General features: G+C 37.8%; 25 protein-coding genes. 11 read left to right on the plus strand and 14 right to left on the minus strand.

Going from position 1 to position 24,125, the window contains the following annotated elements; translation table 11 throughout:
- Positions 1-33 precede the first annotated feature (33 nt).
- Positions 34-435, plus strand: coding sequence for a flagellar assembly protein FliW (gene fliW / locus HDT10_RS01420; protein WP_290879199.1), 402 nt, complete (start codon positions 34-36; stop codon positions 433-435).
- A 3-nt stretch (positions 436-438) separates the two neighbouring features.
- Entirely contained in the window at positions 439-2,469 is a 2,031-nt protein-coding gene (locus tag HDT10_RS01425; protein WP_290879200.1) for an ATP-dependent helicase, read from the plus strand.
- Positions 2,470-2,620: 151 nt separating this feature from the next.
- On the opposite strand, the gene HDT10_RS01430 is transcribed toward HDT10_RS01425, so the two are convergent.
- From HDT10_RS01430 to HDT10_RS01460, 7 genes are all read right to left on the minus strand, one after another.
- On the minus strand, positions 2,621-2,863 hold the full coding sequence (locus HDT10_RS01430) for a hypothetical protein (RefSeq protein WP_290879201.1): 243 nt from the start codon (positions 2,861-2,863) through the stop codon (positions 2,621-2,623).
- Positions 2,864-3,096: 233 nt separating this feature from the next.
- Entirely contained in the window at positions 3,097-4,320 is a 1,224-nt protein-coding gene (locus HDT10_RS01435) for an aminoacetone oxidase family FAD-binding enzyme (protein ID WP_290879204.1), read from the minus strand.
- A 15-nt stretch (positions 4,321-4,335) separates the two neighbouring features.
- Positions 4,336-5,262: an acetyl-CoA carboxylase carboxyl transferase subunit alpha gene (gene accA, locus HDT10_RS01440; protein ID WP_290879206.1), complete on the minus strand. Its 927-nt coding sequence runs from the start codon at positions 5,260-5,262 to the stop codon at positions 4,336-4,338.
- Positions 5,263-5,265: 3 nt separating this feature from the next.
- Positions 5,266-6,501, minus strand: a complete 1,236-nt coding sequence (locus HDT10_RS01445) for a beta-ketoacyl-ACP synthase II (RefSeq protein WP_290879209.1) — start codon at positions 6,499-6,501, stop codon at positions 5,266-5,268.
- Between the two features lie 77 nt (positions 6,502-6,578).
- On the minus strand, positions 6,579-6,812 hold the full coding sequence (gene acpP, locus HDT10_RS01450; RefSeq protein ID WP_290879212.1) for an acyl carrier protein: 234 nt from the start codon (positions 6,810-6,812) through the stop codon (positions 6,579-6,581).
- A 70-nt stretch (positions 6,813-6,882) separates the two neighbouring features.
- The gene (fabG, locus tag HDT10_RS01455; RefSeq protein ID WP_290879214.1) at positions 6,883-7,626 is read right to left on the minus strand and encodes a 3-oxoacyl-ACP reductase FabG; all 744 of its coding nucleotides are present in this window, start codon (positions 7,624-7,626) and stop codon (positions 6,883-6,885) included.
- 41 nt (positions 7,627-7,667) lie between these two features.
- On the minus strand, positions 7,668-8,495 hold the full coding sequence (locus HDT10_RS01460; RefSeq protein ID WP_290879216.1) for a YaaA family protein: 828 nt from the start codon (positions 8,493-8,495) through the stop codon (positions 7,668-7,670).
- A 153-nt stretch (positions 8,496-8,648) separates the two neighbouring features.
- Between HDT10_RS01460 and HDT10_RS01465 the strand changes: the two genes are divergently transcribed.
- The 6 genes from HDT10_RS01465 (at position 8,649) to HDT10_RS01490 (ending at position 14,464) form a co-directional block, all read left to right on the plus strand.
- Complete coding sequence (locus HDT10_RS01465; RefSeq protein WP_290879218.1) at positions 8,649-9,056, plus strand: hypothetical protein; 408 nt, start codon at positions 8,649-8,651, stop codon at positions 9,054-9,056.
- On the plus strand, positions 9,056-9,718 hold the full coding sequence (locus HDT10_RS01470) for a 16S rRNA (uracil(1498)-N(3))-methyltransferase (RefSeq protein ID WP_290879221.1): 663 nt from the start codon (positions 9,056-9,058) through the stop codon (positions 9,716-9,718). The genes HDT10_RS01465 and HDT10_RS01470 overlap by 1 nt, the downstream gene beginning before the upstream one ends.
- Before the next feature lie 105 nt (positions 9,719-9,823).
- The gene (locus HDT10_RS01475) at positions 9,824-10,294 is read left to right on the plus strand and encodes a type II secretion system protein (RefSeq protein WP_290879223.1); all 471 of its coding nucleotides are present in this window, start codon (positions 9,824-9,826) and stop codon (positions 10,292-10,294) included.
- Entirely contained in the window at positions 10,294-10,683 is a 390-nt protein-coding gene (locus HDT10_RS01480) for a prepilin-type N-terminal cleavage/methylation domain-containing protein (protein ID WP_290879226.1), read from the plus strand. Before HDT10_RS01475 ends, HDT10_RS01480 begins: the two co-directional genes overlap by 1 nt.
- A gap of 84 nt (positions 10,684-10,767) precedes the next feature.
- A complete protein-coding gene (locus HDT10_RS01485) occupies positions 10,768-13,242 on the plus strand; it encodes a DNA cytosine methyltransferase (RefSeq protein WP_290879228.1) in 2,475 nt (824 codons plus the stop codon).
- Positions 13,220-14,464, plus strand: coding sequence for a restriction endonuclease (locus HDT10_RS01490; RefSeq protein WP_290879229.1), 1,245 nt, complete (start codon positions 13,220-13,222; stop codon positions 14,462-14,464). Before HDT10_RS01485 ends, HDT10_RS01490 begins: the two co-directional genes overlap by 23 nt.
- A 5-nt stretch (positions 14,465-14,469) precedes the next feature.
- Here the strand turns inward: HDT10_RS01490 and HDT10_RS01495 are convergent, their stop codons facing one another.
- From HDT10_RS01495 to HDT10_RS01505, 3 genes are read right to left on the minus strand one after another with little or no spacing between them, the layout of a single operon-like run.
- Positions 14,470-15,045, minus strand: a complete 576-nt coding sequence (locus tag HDT10_RS01495; protein ID WP_290879231.1) for a UbiX family flavin prenyltransferase — start codon at positions 15,043-15,045, stop codon at positions 14,470-14,472.
- Positions 15,042-15,950, minus strand: a complete 909-nt coding sequence (gene flgA / locus HDT10_RS01500; protein WP_290879234.1) for a flagellar basal body P-ring formation chaperone FlgA — start codon at positions 15,948-15,950, stop codon at positions 15,042-15,044. Before flgA ends, HDT10_RS01495 begins: the two co-directional genes overlap by 4 nt.
- The gene (locus HDT10_RS01505; RefSeq protein WP_290879237.1) at positions 15,941-18,088 is read right to left on the minus strand and encodes a cation-translocating P-type ATPase; all 2,148 of its coding nucleotides are present in this window, start codon (positions 18,086-18,088) and stop codon (positions 15,941-15,943) included. The genes flgA and HDT10_RS01505 overlap by 10 nt, the downstream gene beginning before the upstream one ends.
- A gap of 100 nt (positions 18,089-18,188) precedes the next feature.
- Here HDT10_RS01505 and HDT10_RS01510 point away from each other — a divergent pair, with 100 nt between their 5' ends.
- From HDT10_RS01510 to HDT10_RS01520, 3 genes are read left to right on the plus strand one after another with little or no spacing between them, the layout of a single operon-like run.
- Complete coding sequence (locus tag HDT10_RS01510; RefSeq protein ID WP_290879239.1) at positions 18,189-19,214, plus strand: ribonucleotide-diphosphate reductase subunit beta; 1,026 nt, start codon at positions 18,189-18,191, stop codon at positions 19,212-19,214.
- Positions 19,204-19,947, plus strand: a complete 744-nt coding sequence (locus tag HDT10_RS01515; RefSeq protein WP_290879242.1) for a carbon-nitrogen hydrolase family protein — start codon at positions 19,204-19,206, stop codon at positions 19,945-19,947. The genes HDT10_RS01510 and HDT10_RS01515 overlap by 11 nt, the downstream gene beginning before the upstream one ends.
- Positions 19,935-20,573: a protein-L-isoaspartate(D-aspartate) O-methyltransferase gene (locus HDT10_RS01520; protein WP_290879244.1), complete on the plus strand. Its 639-nt coding sequence runs from the start codon at positions 19,935-19,937 to the stop codon at positions 20,571-20,573. The genes HDT10_RS01515 and HDT10_RS01520 overlap by 13 nt, the downstream gene beginning before the upstream one ends.
- 267 nt (positions 20,574-20,840) lie before the next feature.
- Here the strand turns inward: HDT10_RS01520 and HDT10_RS01525 are convergent, their stop codons facing one another.
- From HDT10_RS01525 to HDT10_RS01540, 4 genes are read right to left on the minus strand one after another with little or no spacing between them, the layout of a single operon-like run.
- Complete coding sequence (locus HDT10_RS01525; protein WP_290879246.1) at positions 20,841-21,782, minus strand: phosphatase; 942 nt, start codon at positions 21,780-21,782, stop codon at positions 20,841-20,843.
- Complete coding sequence (locus HDT10_RS01530; protein WP_290879248.1) at positions 21,770-23,122, minus strand: histidine kinase dimerization/phospho-acceptor domain-containing protein; 1,353 nt, start codon at positions 23,120-23,122, stop codon at positions 21,770-21,772. Before HDT10_RS01530 ends, HDT10_RS01525 begins: the two co-directional genes overlap by 13 nt.
- A complete protein-coding gene (locus HDT10_RS01535) occupies positions 23,100-23,768 on the minus strand; it encodes a response regulator transcription factor (protein ID WP_290879250.1) in 669 nt (222 codons plus the stop codon). The genes HDT10_RS01530 and HDT10_RS01535 overlap by 23 nt, the downstream gene beginning before the upstream one ends.
- A gap of 3 nt (positions 23,769-23,771) precedes the next feature.
- Positions 23,772-24,119, minus strand: a complete 348-nt coding sequence (locus tag HDT10_RS01540; protein WP_290879251.1) for a hypothetical protein — start codon at positions 24,117-24,119, stop codon at positions 23,772-23,774.
- Positions 24,120-24,125: the final 6 nt, after the last annotated feature.

The raw sequence follows: 24,125 nt of genomic DNA on the forward strand, positions 1-24,125 counted from the left end.
AAAATACAAAAATTAACTAAAAAGGAGTTCGCTATGAAAAGTGAAAAGTTTCAAGTAAAATCCCCGATTTTAGGGTTTGATAATGTAAGTGAAGCAGAATTTACAGAAGTAGATGATGGTGCGTTAGGATTTTTATTCTTACAAAAACAAAATCAAGTCTTTGGAGAGTTGTTACTCATCAATCCTTACAAAGTGCGCGAATATTCGTTTGAAGTGCCTGCTGCGATTCAAACTCTACTTGACATTACCAAAAATTCAAAAGTCAAAGTATTTTGCGTCTTCGTACGTGATGAAAAAGAGTCTATCCTCATCAATTTCTTAGCACCCATTATTTTAAACGATGATAACAAAACCTTAGCGCAAGTCGTTTTAAATGCGAAAGAATATCCAGCCTTTGGCGTAGCAGAACCTATTAAAAACTACATCAAAGAATAAGGGTTGCCCCTCTCAACCCTAAACGCCCAGCAGAAAGAAGCTTCCCAAGCTCCTTATGGGCATAATCTCATCATCGCCTCCGCAGGCACAGGCAAAACCTCTACGATTGTCGGCAGAATCTCTTATTTATTGCAAAACGGAATCACTCCAAGCGAAATCTTATTGCTCACCTTTACCAATAAAGCGGCTCAAGAAATGCTTGCGCGTCTTGCGATAAAGTTTGATAGCAAGATTGTCTCACAAATTGAAGCAGGCACATTTCACGCTGTGGCTTATCGGTATCTCAAGGCGCAAGATTCTATCATTTTGAAGCAACCCAAAGAACTTAAAGTCCTCTTCAAAAGCCTTTATGACAAACGCGTCTTTTTGAACGCCTCTAGCGTCCCTCCTTATGGGGCGAATTACCTTTATGATTGTTTTTCTCTTTATTTTAATGCCACAACAAACGAGAAGTTTCAAGAATGGCTAGAACGCAAAAATGCCGAACAACTCCAATATGTAGAAATCTACTTAGATGTTTGGGAGGAATTTAAAGCATTAAAGAATCAATACCATTATGTAGATTACAATGACTTATTACTTAATTACAAAAACGCAATAGAGAAACAAGAATCTCCCTACAAAGAAATCTTAGTAGATGAATATCAAGACACGAATCCCTTGCAAGACTCTATCCTACAAGCTCTCAATCCTCCCTCTATCTTCTGTGTGGGAGATTATGACCAGAGCATTTATGCCTTTAATGGCGCGGATATTAGCATTATTGGGAGTTTCAAAGAGCGATATAAAGACGGCAGAATCTTTAGTCTCACCAAAAATTACCGCTCCACTGAACCTATCTTGAATCTCGCAAATCGCGTGATTGAAAAAAACCCGCGTATTTATCCCAAAAAGCTAGAAGTCATCAAAGCGCAAAACTTCGGAGTGCCTACCTTGCTAGTCTATGAGGAATTATTCTTGCAATATCACGGAATCGCAAACAAAATCAAACTCTCCAATCGTCCCTTTAGCGAAATTGCGGTAATTTTTCGTAACAATTCTAGTGCGGACGGCATTGAAGCGGCTTTACGCGAGATTGGGATTCCCTCTAAGCGCAAAGGAAGCGTGAGCTTTTTTGACTCTAAAGAAGTCGTGTATATGCTAAACCTCTGCACCCTGCTCTTTAATGCGAAAGATATGATGTCCTTTATCCATATTCTAAGCCACGCCAAAGGAATCGGCAATGCGCTAGCAAAGGACATTTATGAGGCTCTCGTGCTTCTAGGACATTCTAACCCGATTCAAGGCTTGCTTCACCCCGATAAATCTATCAAAGAACCTTTCAATAAAAAAACACATAATACACAATTGGGGTTATTTGATGACTTGATAGAGTTTAGCAATCCCGCACGATTTAAAGAGATATTAGAAAAAGGATTCAAAGACAATCCGATTTTAAGCCACCCCAAGCTTACCAAAGAGGGCGTGGAATTCCTCAACGCTCTTTATTTGTTTTTTGCTTCTTTTAGCGCAAACGACAAGCCCTATAACTTGATTTCAAAAATCAGTTCTCTACCGATTTTTCAAATCGTAGCACACAAACTTGCGAGGGAACGTTCTATCACTAAAGAGGGAAGTTTAAGCGAGGAAAGATACAAAGAATCGCTAGAGCGAATCGGGCGCAGAATGTCCTTACTCAAAGACTTAGCAAGTCATTATAATGAGCTTGGGAGATTTTTAAATGCAATGGTGCTAGGCTCTAGCGAAATGAGTGAGGGAGAGGGTATCAACCTGCTTAGCATTCACGCAAGCAAAGGCTTAGAGTTCGCCGAAGTGTATATCGTGGATTTAATGGAGGGACGCTTCCCTAACAAAAAGCTAATGAGTCAAGGGGGAAGCCTAGAGGAAGAGCGCAGGCTATTTTATGTCGCAGTTACTAGAGCGAAAGAAATCTTGTATTTAAGCTATGCCAAAAAGGACGCACTGAAAAACATTCCCTATGAGGGTTCTATTTTTCTTTATGAAGCGGGATTGCTTACAAACCGCACATTATAGGTGAGTTATTGCGATGCGTCCTTTGCAAACAAGTTTTTATTCTAGTTTGCGTCATTGCAAGCGTAATTTACACGCAAAGCAATCTATAATCCTACACAAATTGGATTCCATTGCGTCCTTACGAAATTCTATGAAATAGAATCGTGGCAATCTATAATGAGCATATTTGAAATTCTGCTACTGCGTCATTGCGAAGCCTTTGTAAAAGGCTATGGCATTCTAAATGAAAAAATCTCGCCTTTGTAAATTCCATTGCAAAATAAAAGTATGCAGAATTATGGATTGCTTCGACTAAAGCCTCGCAATGACGCTGTGGTTGGCTTGTCGTCATTGCGAGCAAGTTCTTAAACTTGCGTAACAATCTATAATAATGCACTTTTAATAAATAAAACAATGAAATCTTCAAAGTTAAAGGTGAGATTTTGAGTAATATAAGTTGAGTATAATAGTGTGTGCTTAATTATAGATTGCCACGCATTTTTGCAAAATACTTGCAATGACGCGTAATAATATTAAAAGTATGCGAGGTTATGGATTGCTTCGGGCTTTGCCCTCGCAATGACGAAAAACCAAAGCAAAATTTTTCAAATTTTCTCACAAGCGCACAAGTGAAATACGAAAATTAGGCTACTTCCCAAGCAGAGCATTACGAATCGCTTGCGCACACACCCACGCACTAGAAAATGCAAAGGCGAGATTATAGCCTCCTCTGTCCCCTACGACATCTAACATTTCCCCAATAATATAAAGATTCTTATGCTTTTGAGATTCCATAGTTTTGGGATTGACTTCCTTGCCACTGACGCCTCCACCGCTGACTTCCGCACTATCAAAGCCTTTAGGCATAGGGTTTTGTAACTCAAAATTTTTTAGCCTAAAGACACATTGCTTCAGCTCCTTAGTGTTTTTAAGATTCCAAGCAAATCTTTGCGCAAAGGCTTTGGCGATTTTAGGGTGCAAAAATCCACTCAAAAGTATAGCGGGATTCCGATTCGGATAGGATTTGATGAGATTTGCAATTTGAGATTCCAATGCTCTTTCTTCTAAAAAGGGCAAAAAGTCTAAAACGACTTTCAAATCCCGCTCCAATCGAACATCACTTGAAATATCCAATACCCCAAAACCAGAGATACCCTCATCGGTAAAAAGCAAATCCCCTAGCACAGATTTAAGGATTCTATTGTCTTTTTTAAGCGTTAATTTTGCCTTGATTTTTACGCCACTTAGGGAGGAAATAAATCGGGATTCCACAAGTAAAGGCACTAAAGCAGGATAAGTTGGGATAATCTCTAATCCTAATCCTCTTGCTAACCGCAATCCTTTATCACTTCCCCCAAGCTTAGGTGCTGCCTCACTCCCACACGCAAGAACCACATAAGGATAAATCCTCTCCCCTTGATTGCTTTGCAACAAAAAGCCCTCTTGCATTTTATGCAATCCCAAAATTTCAGATTCCAAATACATTTCAAAATTTTCAGAACTTCTCAAAAAATCAGTGAAAATCTCTAGCACTGACTTCGCCGAGTTGCTAAGCGGATACACCCTACCATCTTCTTGAATCTCTAATGCGATTCCAAACCTTTGGCAAGTTTTCAAAAACGCCTTAAAATCAAAACTCTGTAAAATACTTTGGATTGATTTAGAATCAAAACTTGAGGTTTGATAATGATGAATGTTAAGATTTTGATTGTGGATATTACAACGTCCATTTCCTGTGGCGAGAAGCTTTTTGCCTAGATTTTTGTTTTTGTCAAAAAGCACAGTAGGAATCCCGAAAGACAGAAGCACCATAGCGCAAAAGATTCCACTCGCCCCCGCACCGATAATCGCAACCTTTGGAATCTTTTGCAAAGTTTTACCTATAAATTATTGAAAGCTCCCATAAGCCATTAATTTGCGGTAACGATTCTGTAAATAATCAGAATCTGACTGAATTTCCTTTAAAGCGGTTAAAAAATAATCTTTGATTGCTTGTGCTGCACCTTCTTTATCCCTATGTGCGCCAATTTGTGGTTCTTGGATAATTGCATCAATCAAATACGATTCTTTTAAATATTCTGGAGTAATCTTAAGGGCTTGGGTAGCACTTTCAATCTTGCTTGGGTCATTCCACAAAATCGCCGCGCAACCCTCTGGGGAAATCACGCTAAAGACAGAATACTGCATCATCGCAAGCCTATCTGCTACGCCAATAGCAAGCGCACCCCCACTGCCACCCTCACCGATGACAATAGAGATTGTGGGCACTTTTAGCTTGCTAAATTCTTGCAAATTTTTCGCAATTGCTTCACTCTGCCCTCTCTCCTCTGCACCAATTCCCGGATAAGCCCCGGGAGTATCTACAAACATCAAAAGAGGGATTCTGAATTTTTCTGCCATTTTTGCCGCACGCAATGCCTTGCGATAACCCTCTGGATTGGGCATACCAAAATTTCTTTGAAGCTTGTTTTTTGTACCGCGCCCTTTTTCCTCGCCAATTATCATCACTTTTTGTTCGTCAATTTTGCCCAAAAAACAAACTATCGCATTATCATCGCGAAAATGCCTATCCCCGTGAATCTCTAGGGGTTCTTTTAGAAGCAATGCAATATAGTCCATTGCATAAGGTCTATCAGGGTGGCGCGCTAATTGGAGTTTCTGATAATCGGAGAGGTTAGAATAAACCTTTGCCACTTCTTTATCCAAGTCTTTTTGCAAAATCGCAATTGCGGGCATGTCGTTTTTTAATTGCGCAGTCGCAATATTTTCTTGAATTGTTTTAATTTTTATTTCAAAATCTAAATAAGTTGCCACGATTTATACTCGTTTAAAAATCACAACCCCATTAGTTCCACCAAAACCAAAAGAATTGCTCATAATTGCATTAATCTTTGCTTCTCTTGCGCTATTTGGGATATAATCCAAATCACAATCTGGGTCTTTTTGGATTTGGTTAATGGTCGGAGGCAAGATTCCCTTTTGCATTGCCATAATAGAAATTACCGCTTCTAAACCACCAGCAGCACCCAAGCAATGCCCAATTTGTCCCTTAGTAGAGCTCACCGGTGGCACTGCACCGTTAAAGACTTTTTTGAGTGCTAAAGTCTCATAATAATCATTATATTTCGTGCTTGTTCCGTGTGCATTCACATAATCAATCGGAATCCCCGCCATTTGAAGTGCCATTTTCATCGCACGATAAGCCCCCTCGCCTTCGGGTGCTGGTGTCGTGATATGATTCGCATCTCCACTCTCACCAAACCCCACAAGCTCCGCATAAATCTTCGCTCCTCTTGCTTTTGCGATTTCATATTCCTCAAGCACCAATGCCGCTGCACCCTCACCCATTACGAATCCATTGCGCTCATTATCAAAAGGACGACTTGCAACCTCTGGAGCATCATTTCTATCTGATAGGGCTTTCATCGCGGCAAATCCACCAATCCCAACACCACAAATTGCAGATTCTGCTGCGACAACTAGCATTCTATCGGCACAATTTAGCATAATCGTCTTGCCTGCTTCACTGATTCCGTGTGTGCCAGCCGCACACGCAGTAACGCTCGCTAGATTTGGTCCTTTGAGTGAAAAATCAATAGAAATAAATCCCCCGAGCATATTTACAAGTGCCGATGGAATAAAAAAGGGTGAAATGCGTTTAGGACCGCGTTCAAAATTAATGATTGAATTTTTTTCAATATTTCCTAACCCTCCGATTCCAGAAGCAGAGCTCATTCCAAATCTCTCTGTATTAACATTCTCTAGCAATTTGCCATCACTTCCTAATAATCCGCAATCTTCCATAGCTTCTTTTGCGGCTTTAATTCCTAACTGAATAAAGCGGTCTGCCTTTTTGACTTCTTTTGCGTCCATTACGGAAGTTGGGTCAAAATCTGTAATTTCTGCTGCAATCTTTACAGGAAATTCCGAGACATCAAAAGAGGAGATTGTTTTAACTCCACATCTTCCATCCACAATAGCTTTAAAAGAATCTTCTCTATTTAACCCGAGAGCATTAATCATTCCTATCCCGGTAACTACCACGCGTCTCATATTTCTCCTTATTTATGACTTCATCAAAGGTGCGCGAAAGGCACACCTAAAACTTTTGTTGTTTGCCTTTCTTGAAATTAAGCTTTTGCTTTTTCAATGTATGCTACTACATCGCCTACGGTTTGAATCTTTTCTGCTTCCTCATCAGGAATTTCAATCTCAAATTTTTCTTCTAACGCCATTACAAGCTCTACTACATCTAAAGAATCTGCGCCCAAATCATCTACGAATTTGGATTCTGGCTTTACCTCGCCCTCATTCACATTCAGCTGTTCAATTACGACTGCCTTTACATCATCAAACATTGCCATTCTTATCTCCTTAAAAAATTTCAATAAGTTAGTATTGTAGCTAAGTTTTTCTTAAAAAACTTCTTAGTTTTTACATATATAGTCCGCCATTGACTTTTAATACCTCTCCTGTGATATAATTTGCACTATTTGAAAGCAAAAACGCAACTGCTCCTGCCACTTCTTCACCTTTTCCAAATCGTCCTAAAGGAATATTTTGTGCATAGGCTTGTTTAATCTCCTCTTTTAATGCTTTGGTCATATCACTTTCAATAAAGCCCGGCGTAATGCAATTAAAGCGGATTCCTTTGCTGCCGCCCTCTTTTGCAAACGACTTCGTCATCGCAATCATTCCCCCTTTGCTTGCGGCATAATTGCATTGTCCTACATTCCCAATCTCCCCGATGATTGAAGCGATATTCACAACTGCCCCATAACCTTGCTTACGCATAATCTTTAATGCTTCTTTGCAGCCAATAAAGCTTGAAGTGAGGTTTGCCTCCAATACAGAGGTAAAGTCCTCTACTTTCATTCGCATAGAGAGCTTATCGTTTGTGATTCCTGCATTATTAACCAAAAAGGCTAATTCCCCATCACTCTCAAGAATCGCATTCATTCCTGCGAGAAAATTTTCCTCATTAGTTGCGTCAAAACAGACGACTGCTGCCTCTCCACCCTCTTTTTGAATCTCTCCTTTGAGTGTATCGGCAAGCTCGGGCTTAGAGCGGTAATTAATCCACACTTTTAATCCCTCTTTGGCTAACACTTTAGCAATCTCTGCGCCAATGCCCTTGCTTGCTCCTGTGATTAAAACATTTTTTCCACAAAATTTCATTTTAAATCCTTAAAAATAAAGGTAAGATATTATACACTATTTCAAATGTTTTTGATTGCATAAGTCAAAACAACATATTGTATCTTTTTACTTAAGCTTACTTGGAGTGATTCTAACTCCAAACCCTCAAGATGAAGATTTTTTAAATCCGCTAAATTTGCTAATTTCTCTTTCGCGCAAGCCCTAAGCAATGCGCCACGATAATGTTTTGCATAGTGGCTTACCACCTTGCCATTTTTGATAAAATTTGGTTGGTATATGACAAGATGATAAGAATCCAAATGCGGTGGAATCTTGTCCAAAAGAAAGCACTTTTGGTAGAATCCTGCACGCAAATCCAAAATCTCCAAAGAATCTTTAGGATTTTTATTTTGCTTGATTAAATATTCCCAAATCTTATCTGAATTTTTAGCATAAAAACTCTTTGTATCAAACTGCACTCCGCCCCATTGAAACCCCTCTCCTTGCTTCAAATCATAATAAGGAATCTTATCTTTAGCGCGCAAAAGACCTAAGAGATTAGAAAATATCAATAAATGCCGATTCAAATATTCTTGCGCATCCTTTGGCAAATACTCAAAGTCTAATGCACTAAATGCCACACCAATATAACGCAAAACTGCGGGCAATAGAGGAGATTGCATTAGATTTTGCGCACAGGCAATTTCATCTAAATCAATATTTTTCACTCCAAAAACTCGTTTGATTTCCGATTCCTTGCCGCTTTGCAATAGCTCTTTATATGCTTTTAGAGTTTCTTTTAATCCAATATCACAGATGAAATCTTGATAAAAGGGCTGATTCTTTATTCTTTGTTCCTTTTGATGTGTTAAACACTTCTTTTCACTTGGGGAAAACAGAATCCACATTTTCACTCCTTTTAGCAAAATTTACAAAGAATCTTAACATATTTCAGCCCTTAAAAACGCATTTTAAAACACGCGCAAAAACTCCATAATTTCTTTACAAAGAGAGCTTTTATTGTTACAATTCGCACAAATTTTTCTAAAAAGAGTTATGGTATGGAATTTGTTGGGGAACAGCTGCTTGTGATTCATTTATTTTTATCTTTGCCCTTGCTTTTACCGCCACTTTGGAATCTCTACTGCCTCTTAACCAAAGAATCCCACACACAAAGACTACGTTCCCTAGCTCTTAGCGCACCTGCATATTATACGCTCCTTAGTGCTTGCCTCTTTAGCGGGTTTGTGATTTGGGCAATGCTAGGATTTGTAATGACTTTCAAAATCCTTGCAATGTTTGGCTTATGGATTGCGTGCTTTGGGCTTGAAATCTTGCGTCATAAGCGTCAAAAACTCACCAAAGTAGAAGCGGATAAATCTAAACGCGAGGCATTTTTTCGTTTTGCAAAGCTTAAATATGGCTTTGATTTCTGCGCCTTTGCGATTCTACTCTTTTGGGCACTTTAATGCAATTTATTTTACACGAAAATGCGGGAGAAGCACAAATCACACTCCAAGATGAAATCTATCATCACCTCTTTCATTCTCGCAGAATGCGCAAGCTAGAATCCCTACACCTATGCAATGGACGCGATTTTAATCTTTATCTTTACACCATTACAGAGATTGGCAAAAAGGACGCAAGACTGACTTTAAAGGCGACACAAACCGCCCCGCTCAAGAATCCCCCCAAAGGACATTTAATTTGGGCAATCATTGAACCAAAAAACATTGAAAAAACGCTTCCAATGCTAAACGAACTCAATCTCGCCAAAATCACATTTTTTTATGCGCAATATTCACAAAAGCAATTCAAGCTAGACTTTCAACGATTCCAAAGAATCCTCAAAGGCTCTTGCGAGCAATGCGGACGTATGATAGGGTTAGAAATTGAAATTTTACCCAATTTGGACAAAGTGCTACAAAATTACCCAAATTTTGCGGTTTTGGACTTTGGAGGCAAACCCCTAAACCACCCCTTAGAAATTCCCTTAATGGTCGGCTGCGAGGGGGGATTAAGCCAAAAGGAGCGTGAAATTTTACAAGATAAGCCAATCTTTAGCGCGCCAAAATGCAATATTCTAAGGAGTGAAACCGCCGCACTTTATGCCACAACTTATTTGATTTAAGATTTTTATTGCACCCTTGCGAAAACCTTTACAATACGCTTAAAAACCGATACAATGCAACGTTTAAGAATTAAATTTAGATTCCATATCCAACAAAGGAAAAATATGCAGACCAAAAAAGCTTTTACAATGCTAGAACTCGTATTTATCTTGGTGATTCTAGGCATTTTAGCTGCCGTTGCGATTCCAAAAATCTCTGCAAGTCGTGAGGACGCGAAGCTTGTCGCACTCAAAAGTGATATTAACACCCTTAAAACTTCTTTTCCTGCCTATTTTCTAGCACAAGGGGAGGGAACATTTATGAGTGCGGTTACTCTAAGTAGTGCGAATTGGAATCTTAATGATTATAACATTACAAGCAAGTTGCAGGATAAAAACGGCAACCCTTGCGTAAGCGCGACTTTGCTAGATTCTAACCATTCCACCGCCAACGCACCGAAAAATGTGCAATTTTTGCAACTTTCCACACAAGCAAGCAATAACGCACAGGGTGATACTTGTGAAAGATTGATTGAGAGCATTAGCCTTGTACGAGAAGTCAAGATTCCTTTGCTTAGCAGCTCTATCGTGTTTTAATGCGCAAATCAAATCATAAAAGAGCCTTTACACTATTGGAATTAGTGCTTGTGCTGTCTTTGCTTGGCATTTTGCTAACCTTTGGGATTCCGCAATTAAGCCATTACACGCAAGACGCTTGCATTAAAAAACTGCAACTCCAAGTCCTCAACCTCAAACTTACGCTTAAAGCACAAAAACAACAAAAGCTTGCAACGGATTGGAACGCACTTTACCAAAATCTTGATTTGAAGCCTAGTGCGTGTTATTTTGAAAAGCAGAAAAACGGCTTTATCGCAAATGATAATGGACGCAAGGCTTATTTCGTGCTGAAGAATCTCACCCTAGAGTGCCAACACACCAAAAGCACGCGTTTGCACAATGGCGAATCTCTGTGCGATGTGTTTTAAAATTTAATCTGGAAAAATCTACTTTATTTTAAGCTTTATTTTCTTTTGATACAATAACACTAGTTTAAAATAAAGGTTTCATCTGTGTTACATAATGGAGTTTTAACCTATATTTCGCTTTTTTCATCTGCTGGAGTAGGTTGCTATGGGTTTAAAGAAGCTGGATTTGAATGTATTGCTACAAATGAAATCATAGGGCGCAGATTAAAAATTCAAAAAATAAATAAAAAGTGCAAATATGAAAAAGGCTATATAAATGGTGATATAAAAGATAAACATGCAAAAGAACAGATTTTAAAACAAATAGCCTTTTACAAAGATTTGGGTAATGATAGAGTAGATGTATTGATTGCTACTCCACCGTGTCAGGGAATGAGCGTAGAAAATAAAAAAAAAACTACAAATGAAATAGAAAGAAATTCTCTAGTTGTTGAGAGCATAACTCTAATAAAAGAAATTAATCCTAGATTTTTTATCTTAGAAAATGTTGCAAGCTTTTATAAAACAGGTTGTGTAAATGCAAATGGAGATATTGTAGAAATAGGCAAAATGATAGAACAAAATCTATCTAAAAATTATTCTCTTTATAATGAAGTAATTAATTTTAAAAACTATGGTGCAAATTCAAGCAGAACGAGAACTTTAGTTATTGGCGTATGTCAGGAATTGAAAAATTTTATCACTCCGTTGGAGATTTTCCCGCAATTTACAGAAGAAAAAACACTTAAAGAAATTATTAAATTACAAAAACCATTACAATGGGGAGAATATGATAAAAACGATTTTTATCATAGTTTCAGAACTTATCCGCAACATATGAGAGAATGGATAAAAGGTTTAAAGGAGGGACAAAGTGCATTTGACAATAAAGAGGATTTTAAAAAACCTCATAAAGTTGTCAATGGTAAAATCGTCGTAAATGCCTTAAAAAATGGCGATAAATACAAAAGGCAAAAATGGAATGCAGTAGCACCTTGTATCCATACAAGAAACGACCAAATGGCATCTCAAAACACTATTCACCCTAATGATGATAGAGTATTCTCCATAAGAGAATTAATGCTTATGATGAATATTCCACAAAATTTTCAATGGCTTCCCTTAAGCCTTAAAGAATTAAATGCTTTAAACGAAAAAGAAAAACAGAAACTATCAAAGCAAAATGAAATGAATATAAGACAAAGTATAGGTGAAGCAGTGCCTACAATTATTTTTAGGCAAATTGCTGATAAGATTCAAAAATTTATGCAAGAAAAACAACTTAATAATAAAGAAATATTAGAACTTATACAAACTAAAAATCTACAAAACTTTAAGAATTTAAAAGTTTTTATTAAAAAGAATATAGTTTCGATTTCAAATGCGTCTCTAGCCCATTTATCTGAAATAGCCAATACGCAAAGAACTCAAAATTGTGCCTATTTTACAAATAAATTTATTGTTAATGAGATTGCCAAGACTCTACCAAATTTTAATAAAGATTCTATAACTATTATAGAGCCAAGTGCTGGGTGTGGGAATTTTGTGCCAATTCTTTTTAAGAAATATGCACATATAAAACAAGTTCATTTAAAGCTAATTGATATAAATCAAAATAATTTAGAAATTTTGAAAATACTTTATAAAGAACAAACTCCTAAAAATTTTAAGCTTGAATTTATTTGTAGCGATTTTATGGAGCATAAATTCCAAAATGCAGATTTGATTGTAGGAAATCCTCCATTTAGCAAAATTGGTAAAAATCAAAATCTAGCTAAGCTTTTTTTAGAAAAATCACTACAAACAGCAGATTTTGTCTCTTTGATAATGCCTAAAAATCTGCTCAATACAAAAGAATATGAAAACACGAGAGCAAAACTACAAGAAAAAGGCGTAAGCTATATTTTAGATTTTGGCGAATTGGGTTTTAGTGGCGTATTAATAGAAACAATAAACATTACCACAGGAAAAGCAAAAGCAATAATGGTAAAATCCTTACCACTTGGCTTAGATATGTCTCAAAAAAGCTCTTATATTTTTGATAACAAATTACCTTATTGGGTTATTTTTAGGGACAAATTCTTTGATGACATTTTTGAATCTTTGGAATGTGGAATCTTTGAAGCTTTTAGGGATAGACAACTTACAAATTCTAATACAAGCACAAAGAAAAATGATATAAAAATCATTAAATCACGCAATATTGCAGACAATGGAAAACTTATTAAGATAAAAGGTTATGATAGCTATATTTCCAAGAAAGACTTGCACAGATTCAAAATAGCCGAGTTTTTAGATAGAGATGATGTCTATTTAACGCCTAATATGACTTATAACCCACGCTTAATTAAAAAACAAAAAGGCTTTATTGTCAATGGTTCTGTGGCAATTCTTATCCCAAAAGTAAAAATAAATCTTACTCAACAACAGCAAGATTATATTGCAAGTAATGAATTTAGAAATTTTTATAGAATTGCTAGAAATTACCAAACACGTACACTAAATATTGATAGCACAAGTTGTTTTTGGTTTGGAATCAAAAAGGAGAGTGATAAAAATGCAGACACAGCAGATTATTAATTTTTTAAATGCTAATAATTATGATATTAGAAACACTAATAATGCGAGATGGATAGACCAAAAATGTACCTGTGATGTGCTATCCATCATAGCGGATTGTATTTTGGAATACACAAATTATAATATTAATGTAAAGTTTTCTATTAGTGATATTTGGCATAGTAAATATACAGAAAGTAATGTAAGAAATATTTTTTCAAAACCTAGCATAGATTCTACATTCGCAAAAAATGAATATGATAAATTCTTTTCTCAACCCATTAATCTTTTTGCTTATAGTGGAATTTTGATATTTTTACGCAAACAAGGCACAACTAATATTTTTAAAGTCAATAACTTAGAATTGTTAGAATTTATTGCTACGAGGGAGACAAATGCCTTAACATTTTTAATCTTATATATTGAAAAAGTTTTGTTAGATAGTGGAATCTATGGCTTTTTTCAAGACTTTTTAGAAAAGCAAGATAAAGAAAGTTTTAAAATCTTAAAAGATAATTTCATATACTTTACAATACAAAATACTCCAATTAATCAAAGTGTGGAATGTGGTAGAATTTTCACCAAGATTCTTAATCCCTTAGCTTTCAAATATCATAAACAAGGCACAAGAAAAGGACATCTTTCAGGGACAATCATCACATTAGATGAACTAAAATATAATCGTGTAAATTGGCGAGATGAATACAACAAAAAAGATAAAATGCTTACAAGAAAAGAATATTACCAAATTTCTCCAGATATAGAAGCAAATGCGTATTACAATATACAAAAAGCTAAAAAAATAGTTCGTAGATACAATGATAAATACAATAAAGGCTTAAGCGAGGTAAGGCAAGAAAATGAAAATGTTCAAGCCACGCAGATTCATCATATATTCCCAGCTTCAGAATTTCCAATTATTAGTGATTTTATAGAAAACCTTATTGCTCTAACACCCAATCAACATTTTTCTTATGCACATCCTAATAATCAGACAAGATATATAGATAAGGACTTTCAATATGTTTGCTTACTCGCAAAAACAAATACAATAATGAATGATTTAGCACAAATCTATGATTTTAATAACTATAAAGTTGTACTAAATACAGGTTTAGACACAGAAGAGTTTGAAGCAATCTCTGATTTTGCAACGCTCATTGCGAAAATAGATTATTTTTATTCGGATTTTAATACAGCAAACCTCAAAATTTTAGCACAAAACAATAAACCAAAGATATAATTATCTTACTCCCAACGCACATAATCAAAAGGAATAGAGAGACTATCGCACCATTTACCTATTAAAAACCTCTCTAAATCCTCTAAACTTTTCCCTGCATAATAGCCAAAAATCGGCGGGGCGATTCGCACACCAATCCTAGAAAGTTTCAGCATATTTTCTAGCACAATAGGGCTCAAAGGTATTTCACGAGGCGCAAGGAGAAGTTTGCGATTCTCTTTTATCATCACACTTGCCGCACGCGTAAGCAAGGTATCGCAAATCCCACAAGCAATTTTTGCCAAAGTATTTTGAGAACACGGAATCACTGCCATTGCCTCACAAACAAAAGAACCACTTGCGATACACGCACTCAAATCCGTATCCTCTAACAAAGTCAGGCGAGGAATCTCTTGTAAATATTCTGCGAGGATTTTAGAGTTAAGATTCTCCTTATGCTTGCGATTTTCTGCTAATATCGCACATTGAGCACCTTGTGTTATCACGCAATATTTCTCTAATTCTTGAGGCAAAAAGCGCAAGAATCTCAAGCCCAACTCTACCCCGCTTGCGCCACTAATGCCTACAATAATGCGCTTCATAATAATCTCCCCTTTCCTGCTTCTATTATCTCTACTTCGTAAATTTTCTTTCCTTGCAAGGCGCGCGCCTTAATCACATCGCCGATTGCGCCGTCCTTTTGTGCTTCTAGGATAAATTCCAATGACACGCCTTCCTCTTGAACGCTAACAGAAATTTTATCTCCCTTTTTCACCACGCGTTTAAGAATGAGGCGGTCTTGGGTGATTATCACCTCTTTAGGAGTATAAGAGCGTACTGCGACTTTGCCCATTTCGCTTTCTTTCATCAGTATGCTACTAATGCGTTCAAAAGGAATCCGAATCACGCGCGCATTGTGATAATTCACGCTCTGCCTGCCACTGATAGCCTCACTCGTTTGAACGACTTGCAAGGTTGCGTCTATGGCGTATCTGAAATAAACTTTGCGATTCCTTGTTCTCTCTCCATTTTTTTCTTGCACTACGACATCAAAGCTTCCCTCTCTGCGTTTGAGCAATTTAGCGTGAAAGCCAATAGACACAATCGCTTCCTCATCAAAATCTATTGGCGTAATCTGCTCTAAATGCACCGCATTAACTTGAATCTTATTAGGCTGATATTCGCGCAAAAACTCTGCGAGAATATACTTCCGAATCCCCTCAATCTCTCCGCTTATGGCGCGCTTAAAACTAATAATCGGGACTTTTGCGCCCACAGAGATTCCCTCATTGGCAAACTTTTCGGTAATTTGAGAGCTTTTCACCTGATAATGATGGGAACTCTTAGGAATCTCAAAGAGCAAAAAATTATTGGGCAATTCCGGGAATAAATCCTGCGCGTAAATGGCATTATTTTGGAAGCGATATTCCTCTTCTAATACCAAATAAGAAAGCGCGTAAGTCTGATTTGCAAAGATAAAAAACAAAAAAGCAAAGATTAAGCGCAACTCTCAAGCCTCAAACGCGAAATTCTTAGTGCATTGCTGACAACGCTTAAAGAGCTAAACGCCATTGCCGCCCCCGCATAAGCTGGCTGCAACACAATACCGAAATGAGGATAAAGCACGCCCGCCGCAAGAGGAATCAAAACAATATTATAAATGTAAGCAAAAAACAAATTTTGACGAATGTTTTTTAAGGTAGCATTGGCAATATCAAAGACTTCTACGATTCCCCACAAATCGTCCTTAAGCAATAAAACATCGCCCACTTCTTGTGCTAATTCTGTCGCTTGTGCGAAAGAGATTCCAAAGCTTGCCTCCTTGAGAGCTAAGGCATCGTTAATCCCATCACCCACAAAACAAACTGCGCCTTTTTGTGTTAGTTGTGCGATTCTTTCTGCTTTTTGTTCGGGATTCACAGCGGCGAAAAATTGCGTGATTCCAAGTTCTTGTGCGACTTTTGCCACACTTGCTTCATTGTCTCCGCTTAAAATCACAGATTCTACTCCACGCACTCTTAGTGCCTCAATCGTAGCTTTTGCGTGATTTTTAATAGAATCTTGCAGATAAAATAATGCGAGAATTTCTTCTTTGTTGCCAAGCGCAATGCAGTTTTCGCGTGAAAGATTGTCAAGTTTGGTATGGCTTGAATCCTCTACCCACTCCAATGCGCCTAAAAAATAATCTTCATCCTTAAACCTTGCCTGCACTCCTTTACCAATCTCATAGAATTTGGATTCTAAAGTAAGGGGCACAGAATCCTTGGCAAACTCCAAAACTGCTTTGGCGATTGGGTGAGGATTGTTGCTTTGCATTGCGGAGATGAGCCCTAGAATAAAATCCTGTGATTGCGTTTGTGATAGAATCTCCAATCTTTGGACGACAATTTCGCCTTTTGTGAGCGTCCCTGTCTTGTCAAACACAATAGTTTGAATCTGCTTTGCTTTTTCATAAACATCCGGGGTTTTGATAAGAATCTCTGATTTTTTCGCGCGCATACTTGCACAAACGATTGCTAAGGGAACTGCAAGCCCAAGTGCGCAAGGACAAGAAACCACCAAGACACAAGCGGCAATAGAAAGCGCAAAGGCTAAATCTTGACCAAAAGCCAACCAAAAGACGAAGCAAACCACGCTAAGCAAAACCACGCTGGGCACAAACACACTTGCGATTCTGTCTGCAAGTGCCCCAATGGGTGGCTTTTGGGATTGTGAGAGCTCTAATAAGTCTAGCATTTCATAGACGAAAAACTCATTGGAATCCTTGCTTGCTTGAATTATGATTTCACCATTGAGTACCAAGCTCCCGCCAATCACTTCTGCGCCCACTTCAATCGTCTTGGGCAACTCCTCTCCATTGATATGCGCGCTACTCACTTCGGCTTTGCCCGATAGCACAATGCCATCAAGTGGAATCTTCTCCCCGCCAATGACTAAACATTTATCGCCTTTTTGAATCTTATCCACCGCAATCCATTGTGTCTCTTGCGATTCCATATCTTGAACCAATCTTGCCTGTGCGGGCAGAAGTTTCGCTAGAATCTCTAACTCATCGCTTGCTTTTCTTTTCGCGCTTGATTTAAGATATTCTCCTACCAATACAAAGCAAATCACCGCGCTACTTCCCTCAAAGTAAAAGCCTTGCGCGCCGGTGATAAAAAGATACAAGGAATACACATACGCTACACTTGTGCCAAGCGCAATGAGGACATTCATATCTGCGGATTTCGTCTTAAAAAAGCTCTCCGCTCCTTGATAAAAGGGCAAACCGCAATAAAATTGCACAACACTCGCAAGTACTAATTGCACCACTGCACTCCAAAAACTATGCAATCCTATCATATGCAAAGCAAAAATCACTAAAAACAAAGGAAGTGCAATCCATAATCTCTGCTTCAGTCCTTTAATATAAGCTTTTTCTCGCTCTTTAGAATCCTCAAGAGTCGCAGGGAATCCATACGAAGTAATCAACTCCATAATCTTAGCTTCTGTAATCTGCATCTCCTCATAAGCAATTTTTGCTCTTCCGCTAATGGAATTAATTTTGATATTTTTAATGCTTGGAATCTTTTGTAAATTACTCTCAATCGTAGAAGAACAGGCACTGCAATGCATACCACTAATATTTAACTTCACAATTTTCATTCTCGCCTCTTTTTATAATTGATAAGTTTTAAAGCTTTAAAATTTTATAATTTTTTTTTTATTTTATGCTTACAACTTATATTTTCTCAAGGTAATTTTTATGATAAATCGTAAAAAAATCTATAATCCAAGCTCGCAAGAAAGCGTCAATGACCGAAAGATTTTTGGCGGCAATCCTACAAGCATTTTTGAACTTAATAAAATCAAATACCAATGGGCTTATAATCTTTGGAAAGTTATGTTAAACAATTCTTGGTTTCCAGAAGAAGTCAATATGACTAACGATAAACGCGACTATTTAGATGGTTTAACTCCAGAAGAAAAAATCGGTTATGATAGAGCCTTAGCACAACTGATTTTTATGGATTCCTTACAGACAAATAACTTGATTGATAATGTCAATCCCTATATCACAAGCCCGGAAATCAATCTCATTTTGGTGCGTCAAGCGTTTGAAGAAGCTCTGCATTCTCAAAGTTATGCGGTAATGGTGGAATCTATTTCTGCAAATACCGATGAAATTTATGAAATGTGGCGCAGTGATGCAAGGCTCAAAGCCAAAAATGACTATATTGCGAAAGTTTATGAAGATTTGGCTCTCAATCCTAACGAATCCGCACTCCTTAAAGCAATGTTTGCAAACCAAATCCTAGAGGGAATCTACTTTTATAGCGGATTTACTTTCTTTTATACCCTTGCAAAAAGTGGCAAAATGCTTGCAAGTGCGCAAATGATTCGCTTTATCCAACGCGATGAAATTACACATCTTTTACTTTTTCAAAATATGATTAACTCACTCAAAAAAGAAATGCCACAGCTCTTTACTAAAGATTTGATTGAAGAAGTCATTGAAATGTTTAGAGAGGCAGTCAAGGTAGAATCTGCGTGGGGAGATTATATCACACAAGGAAAAATCTTAGGGCTTACAAGCGAGATTATCCACGAATACATTTGCTATCTCGCCGATGACCGCCTAAAACGCGTAGGCTTACCCATACTTTATAATGCCAAACACCCTATTAAATGGGTGGATTCTTTCAGTTCCTTTAACAACCAAAAAACCAATTTCTTTGAAGGAAATGTAACTAATTATTCGAAAGGGAGTTTAAACTTTGATGATTTCTAAACAGCTTTACTCATTACAGCTTAAAACAAAGCAAAATTTTGAAGAAAATTTGGCGCATTTAAAGAATCTCATCTTAAATTGCGAGAGTGATTCTATTATTTTAGCCCCTGAAGTTTGTTTGACAAACTTTTGTTATCAGAGAATGGACGAGGCGGCAGAGTTTGCCAAAGTCGCGACAGAATCGCTCTTACGCCTCTCAAGTGATAAGACGATTGTGCTGACAATGATTGAAAAATATCGTGATGGATTCTATAATAATTTAAAAGTCTTTCACAAGAGTGAGCTCTTGCACAAACAAAGCAAACATCGACTCTTTCCTCTAGGAAACGAACATTTACATTTTCAAAGTGGCGATATAGCCGAGATTGCTCCTTTTGAAATTGAGGGGATTTTGTGCGGTGCGATTAATTGCTTTGAGTTGCGCTTCATTGAACTTTGGCAACGCGTCAAAGGTTGTGATTTGATTTTTGTCCCAGCCCAATGGGGAAAAGAGCGCAAAGACAACTTTGAAACCCTCTCCAAAGCCCTAGCAATCACCACACAAAGCTTTGTTATCGCAAGCAGTGGGGCAAACGATACTTGCGCCAAAGGAAGTGCAATCATTTCACCTTTTGGTTATGCAACTAAAGACGACAATCAAGAGATTATTGGCTTGCGTGCAGATTTCAACGAAATCACACAAACGCGTAAATTTATTGATATTGGATTGAGCAAGACAAGATGCAATCCCTAAAAACTGCCAATATGGTGCTTGAAATCTCCAAGCGATTCCGCCTTAGCCCAGCGGTTGAAAAAGCCTTTTTAAGCGTCAATCGCGAAGTATTTGTCCCTAGTGGCTTCGCTCACCTTGCCTACACACTAGACGCGCTTCCTATGGGAGCAAGCCAGTGGATAAGCTCGCCTTTAACCGTGGCAAAGATGACAGAATACCTACAATGTGAGGGGGCAGATTCCGTGCTAGAAATTGGCTGCGGTAGCGGGTATCAAGCGGCGATTCTTAGTAAGCTGATTCGCCGTGTTTTCAGCATTGAAAGGATTGAAAAGCTGCTAGCAGAAGCAAGGGCGCGCATTAAATTGTGCGATATTGCCAACATCAATACCAAATTAGACGATGGACAAAAGGGCTGGAGTGCTTACGCGCCTTATGATAGGATTCTGCTTTCTGCCTCTATCAAGGAAATTCCGCAAAGCCTTGTTACACAACTTAGTGAGGGTGGAATCCTCGTTGCGCCCATAGAAGTAGGCAACGCCCAAGTTATCACGCGTTTTATGAAACACAATGGAATCCTAAGTGAAAAACAGGAATTAGAACATTGTGTCTTTGTTCCTGTTTTAAATGGACTAGACAAGGAATCTTAATTTTCTTTACTTGCATATTTATTCTACCTGTATCCTTGCGAGAAAGCCTTTAGGTTTTCGTGGCAATCCATATCCAAAATCTCGCCAAAATCTTTGAGATTTCATTGCAATCATTAATTTAGCCCAACATTATAGATTGCAACGACTTCTTACGAAGTCTCGCAATGACAAAAGGCAGAATCTACTTATAGATTTGCAAGTGTGAGCAAATGCTTACATAATGTGCGCCACGCAAGTTTAAAAACTTGCTTGCAATGACGCATTCTCTCAATCCAAAAGCCCAAACACAGAGGCAATCACCGCTCCCTCACGCAAGCCCTCATCTACAACCAAACATTCTTGGAATCCCAAAGCCTCCATAAAACAAGTAAATAGTGCGATTCCAAAAGGCACAACATCGGCTTTATACATTCCAACAAGACCCATTTGCGATTCCTTTGAGAGTGCCAAAAACTTTGTTAGCTCTACCAAAAAATCCTCCCTTGTTAATTCCATACCAAAAATCGCACTTGCATTATATTCTTGCAATCCCAATTTAAACGCACATACCATTGTGGGAGTGCCACTATTTGCCATCATAAAGTGTGGATTCTTGCCCTTTTTGGCGCATTCTTGCACAAAGGCGACAATGGGTTGCAAAAATTCCTCCTTGTGCGTCAATAAATTTTCTACACTTTGGTAACGTTCCTTAGCACTCACGATTCCGATTTCAAAGCTCCTTGCCAAATCCCCCTCCCCTCCACAGAGGATAAACTCGCTACTTGCCCCTCCCATATCTACAAGCAAAAAACAATCTTGCTTGTATTTTGGATTCGTTTTAGCAATTTTTTGCACCGCAATCTTTGGAGCAAGGGCTGTAATCTGCGCTTCTTGCTCTCCTGAAATGACTTGGAATGGAATCTGTGTAGAATCCCAAATCGCCTGTAAAATCGCTTCACGATTGCGTGCCTTACGCATTGCCTGTGTTGTCAATGCCACCACTTTATCTTGCAGAGTAATCTTTAATGCAGCTTTTAATGCAAGCAATCCTTGAATGATTCTGTCTTTTGCAGCTTCACAAATCTCTCCACTGCTCTCTAGCCCCTCTGCTGTGCGCACAGTCGTATCATATTCACCCAAAACTATAAAATCCTTTTGAGATTCCCCTGTGATTTGCATTCTGATTCCGCGTAAAGAATTGCTACCCAAATCAATGCCTATGATTTCCATAATTTCACCCCTTTTGGAAAGATAATTTTAAAGCAATGTATCCCCTCTTGCGGTTTTTCTTGAGATTCTAAAGCATAATGATAACCAAAACCCAAATGGTGTAACTCCAAAATTCCCTTTAAAATCCCAAGCCCAAGCCCATAACCTTGAATCAAAGTGTGTGTGTCTTCACGCGAAAAAGGTTCAAAATAATAAAAAATAGATTGTTTGAGCGGCGCACCAAAGTTGCAAACATTAAGGACAAAAAATTCACTTTTCTCCTGTGGCAATCCCCAAGTTACCATATTTTCAAACCCTTTTTCTAGCCTTGCTTGAACGACAATCTTGCCCCTGCTCTTATATTTTTTCGCATTTTCAATGAGATTCTTTAAAGCAATGGATAAAAACTGCAAATCCCCATAGATTTTGAAACTTTCTTGAATCTGAATTTCTAATTCCTCTTCTTCTAAGAATAAATGCTCTAAAGCGTCCAAAATCAATGTCTCTACATCAAACTCACTCCACACAAGCAAATCCCCGCCCTCTTGAATTTTCTCAAATGTCAAAATCTGACTTGTAAGATTATTAAGATTGCTAACACACCGCGCCACAATAGCCTTTTGCGGATTGTCTGGCATCATTTCTAATGCAAGCTTTGCCTTAGAAATCGGAGTTTTGAGCTCGTGTCCAATATTTCTTAACACAAATTCCCGCGTCATCATTAGTTTAGAAATTTTTGCACTCATTGTATTGAAACTTGAAGCTAATTGTGCTTGTTGCGGCTCTTTTGGTACAGGAATCTTGATTTTATAATTTCCTTTGGTAAATTCTTGTAAGGCATTTTGCAAAACCTTTAATGGCTGCAAAAGGGCTAAGACGATTGAAAAAATCAAAAGAAGCACCAAAAAATTCAAAAAAAACCATACATTTAGCCCATTATCCTCAAACAATTCCTCCTCATAATCTTTGAGTGCCACAAAATCCATACCTAAATATTCCAAACAAAACCCATAATTGCTTTGGATTCTAAAGATTTTCACTTTTGTGAAAGATTCTTTGTTTTCTAAGAGTATCTTGGCGTCCTCTGGCATTTGCTGCACCATTTGATAATGATTACTTTCTATGATTTGGCGCAAACGCACTGTGTTTCCGCTAATAAATTCTAATAGAGATTGCTGCGCCAAAAAGATTGTTTTAAAAAGGACTGCTTCTTCGTTTTTTCGTAGATTATTGACATTAGTAAAATAAATAATCACTCCGCTAATGCAAAGAGAAACCACAAACAAAAGATAAATTTGCACAGATAGAGGGGGAATGAATTTTGGAAATGAGAGATTCTTAATCACAGAATTTATAACCAATTCCCCAAATAGATTGAATATATTTGGGCTTTTTGGCATCATCGCCTAATTTAACGCGCAAATTTCTAATATGCGTATCAATGCTTCGCAAAGAGGAATCAGAAGCGATAGAAGAGATTGCTTGTGCTAGAGATTCTCGCGAATAAGGCTTGCCTCTATGGGCAACTAATAGGCTTAAAATTTCAAACTCCGCTGGCGTAAGCTCTATATTATAGCCTGCGACACTGACTTTATGCTTATTGACATCTATCTCTAAATCTCCATATTTTACGCTCTGATTTTTTGAGTAACGTTTGAGCAAAGCATTAATGCGCGCCACGAGTTCAATGGGTTCATAAGATTTTGCTAGATAGTCATCAGCTCCTCTCTCAAATCCCAAAATTTTGCTACTAATATCCGCACGCGCAGAGGACATAATAATGGGTATATCGCTAATCTGACGCACCCTCTGGCACAATTCCAATCCGTCCATTTCTGGTAGCATAATGTCCAAGACTGCTAAATGGAATCCGCCTTTGCTTTTTAGCCAATCTAGCGCGGTTGTTGGGCTTGTCGTCGCCATTACCTCCATACCACTTTGACGCAGATATTCCACTAGTAATTTTTGCATTTCCAAATCATCTTCTACAATCAAAATCTTATACATTGGCTACTCCAAGCTTTCTAAAAGTTTCTCCATATTCTCCGCGTCTAAAATTTCTGCTACTGCGCAATAAAATGCAATTCTTGCCTTGATATACTCCTCGCTCACTTCTTGAAATGCTTGCTTGTATTGCTCTAAATCTACTTTTGTGCCATTTTTCAAATCTAGCAATAAACGATTCCGAATGCGATAGCCATTTTGTTGGTAGGCTCGCTTTTCCGCATAAAATTCTGCCATTGCACTCTTAAGCATTTCTTGTCTTTGGGGAGTTAAGCTTAGATTTTTTAATGTGTTTTCAATCTCATTACTCCACAACTGCACGCACAAGACTAGAAAAACAATCAAAACTCGCATTAAAAT

Source organism: Helicobacter sp., from assembly GCF_014799995.1.
Lineage (GTDB): Bacteria > Campylobacterota > Campylobacteria > Campylobacterales > Helicobacteraceae > Helicobacter_D.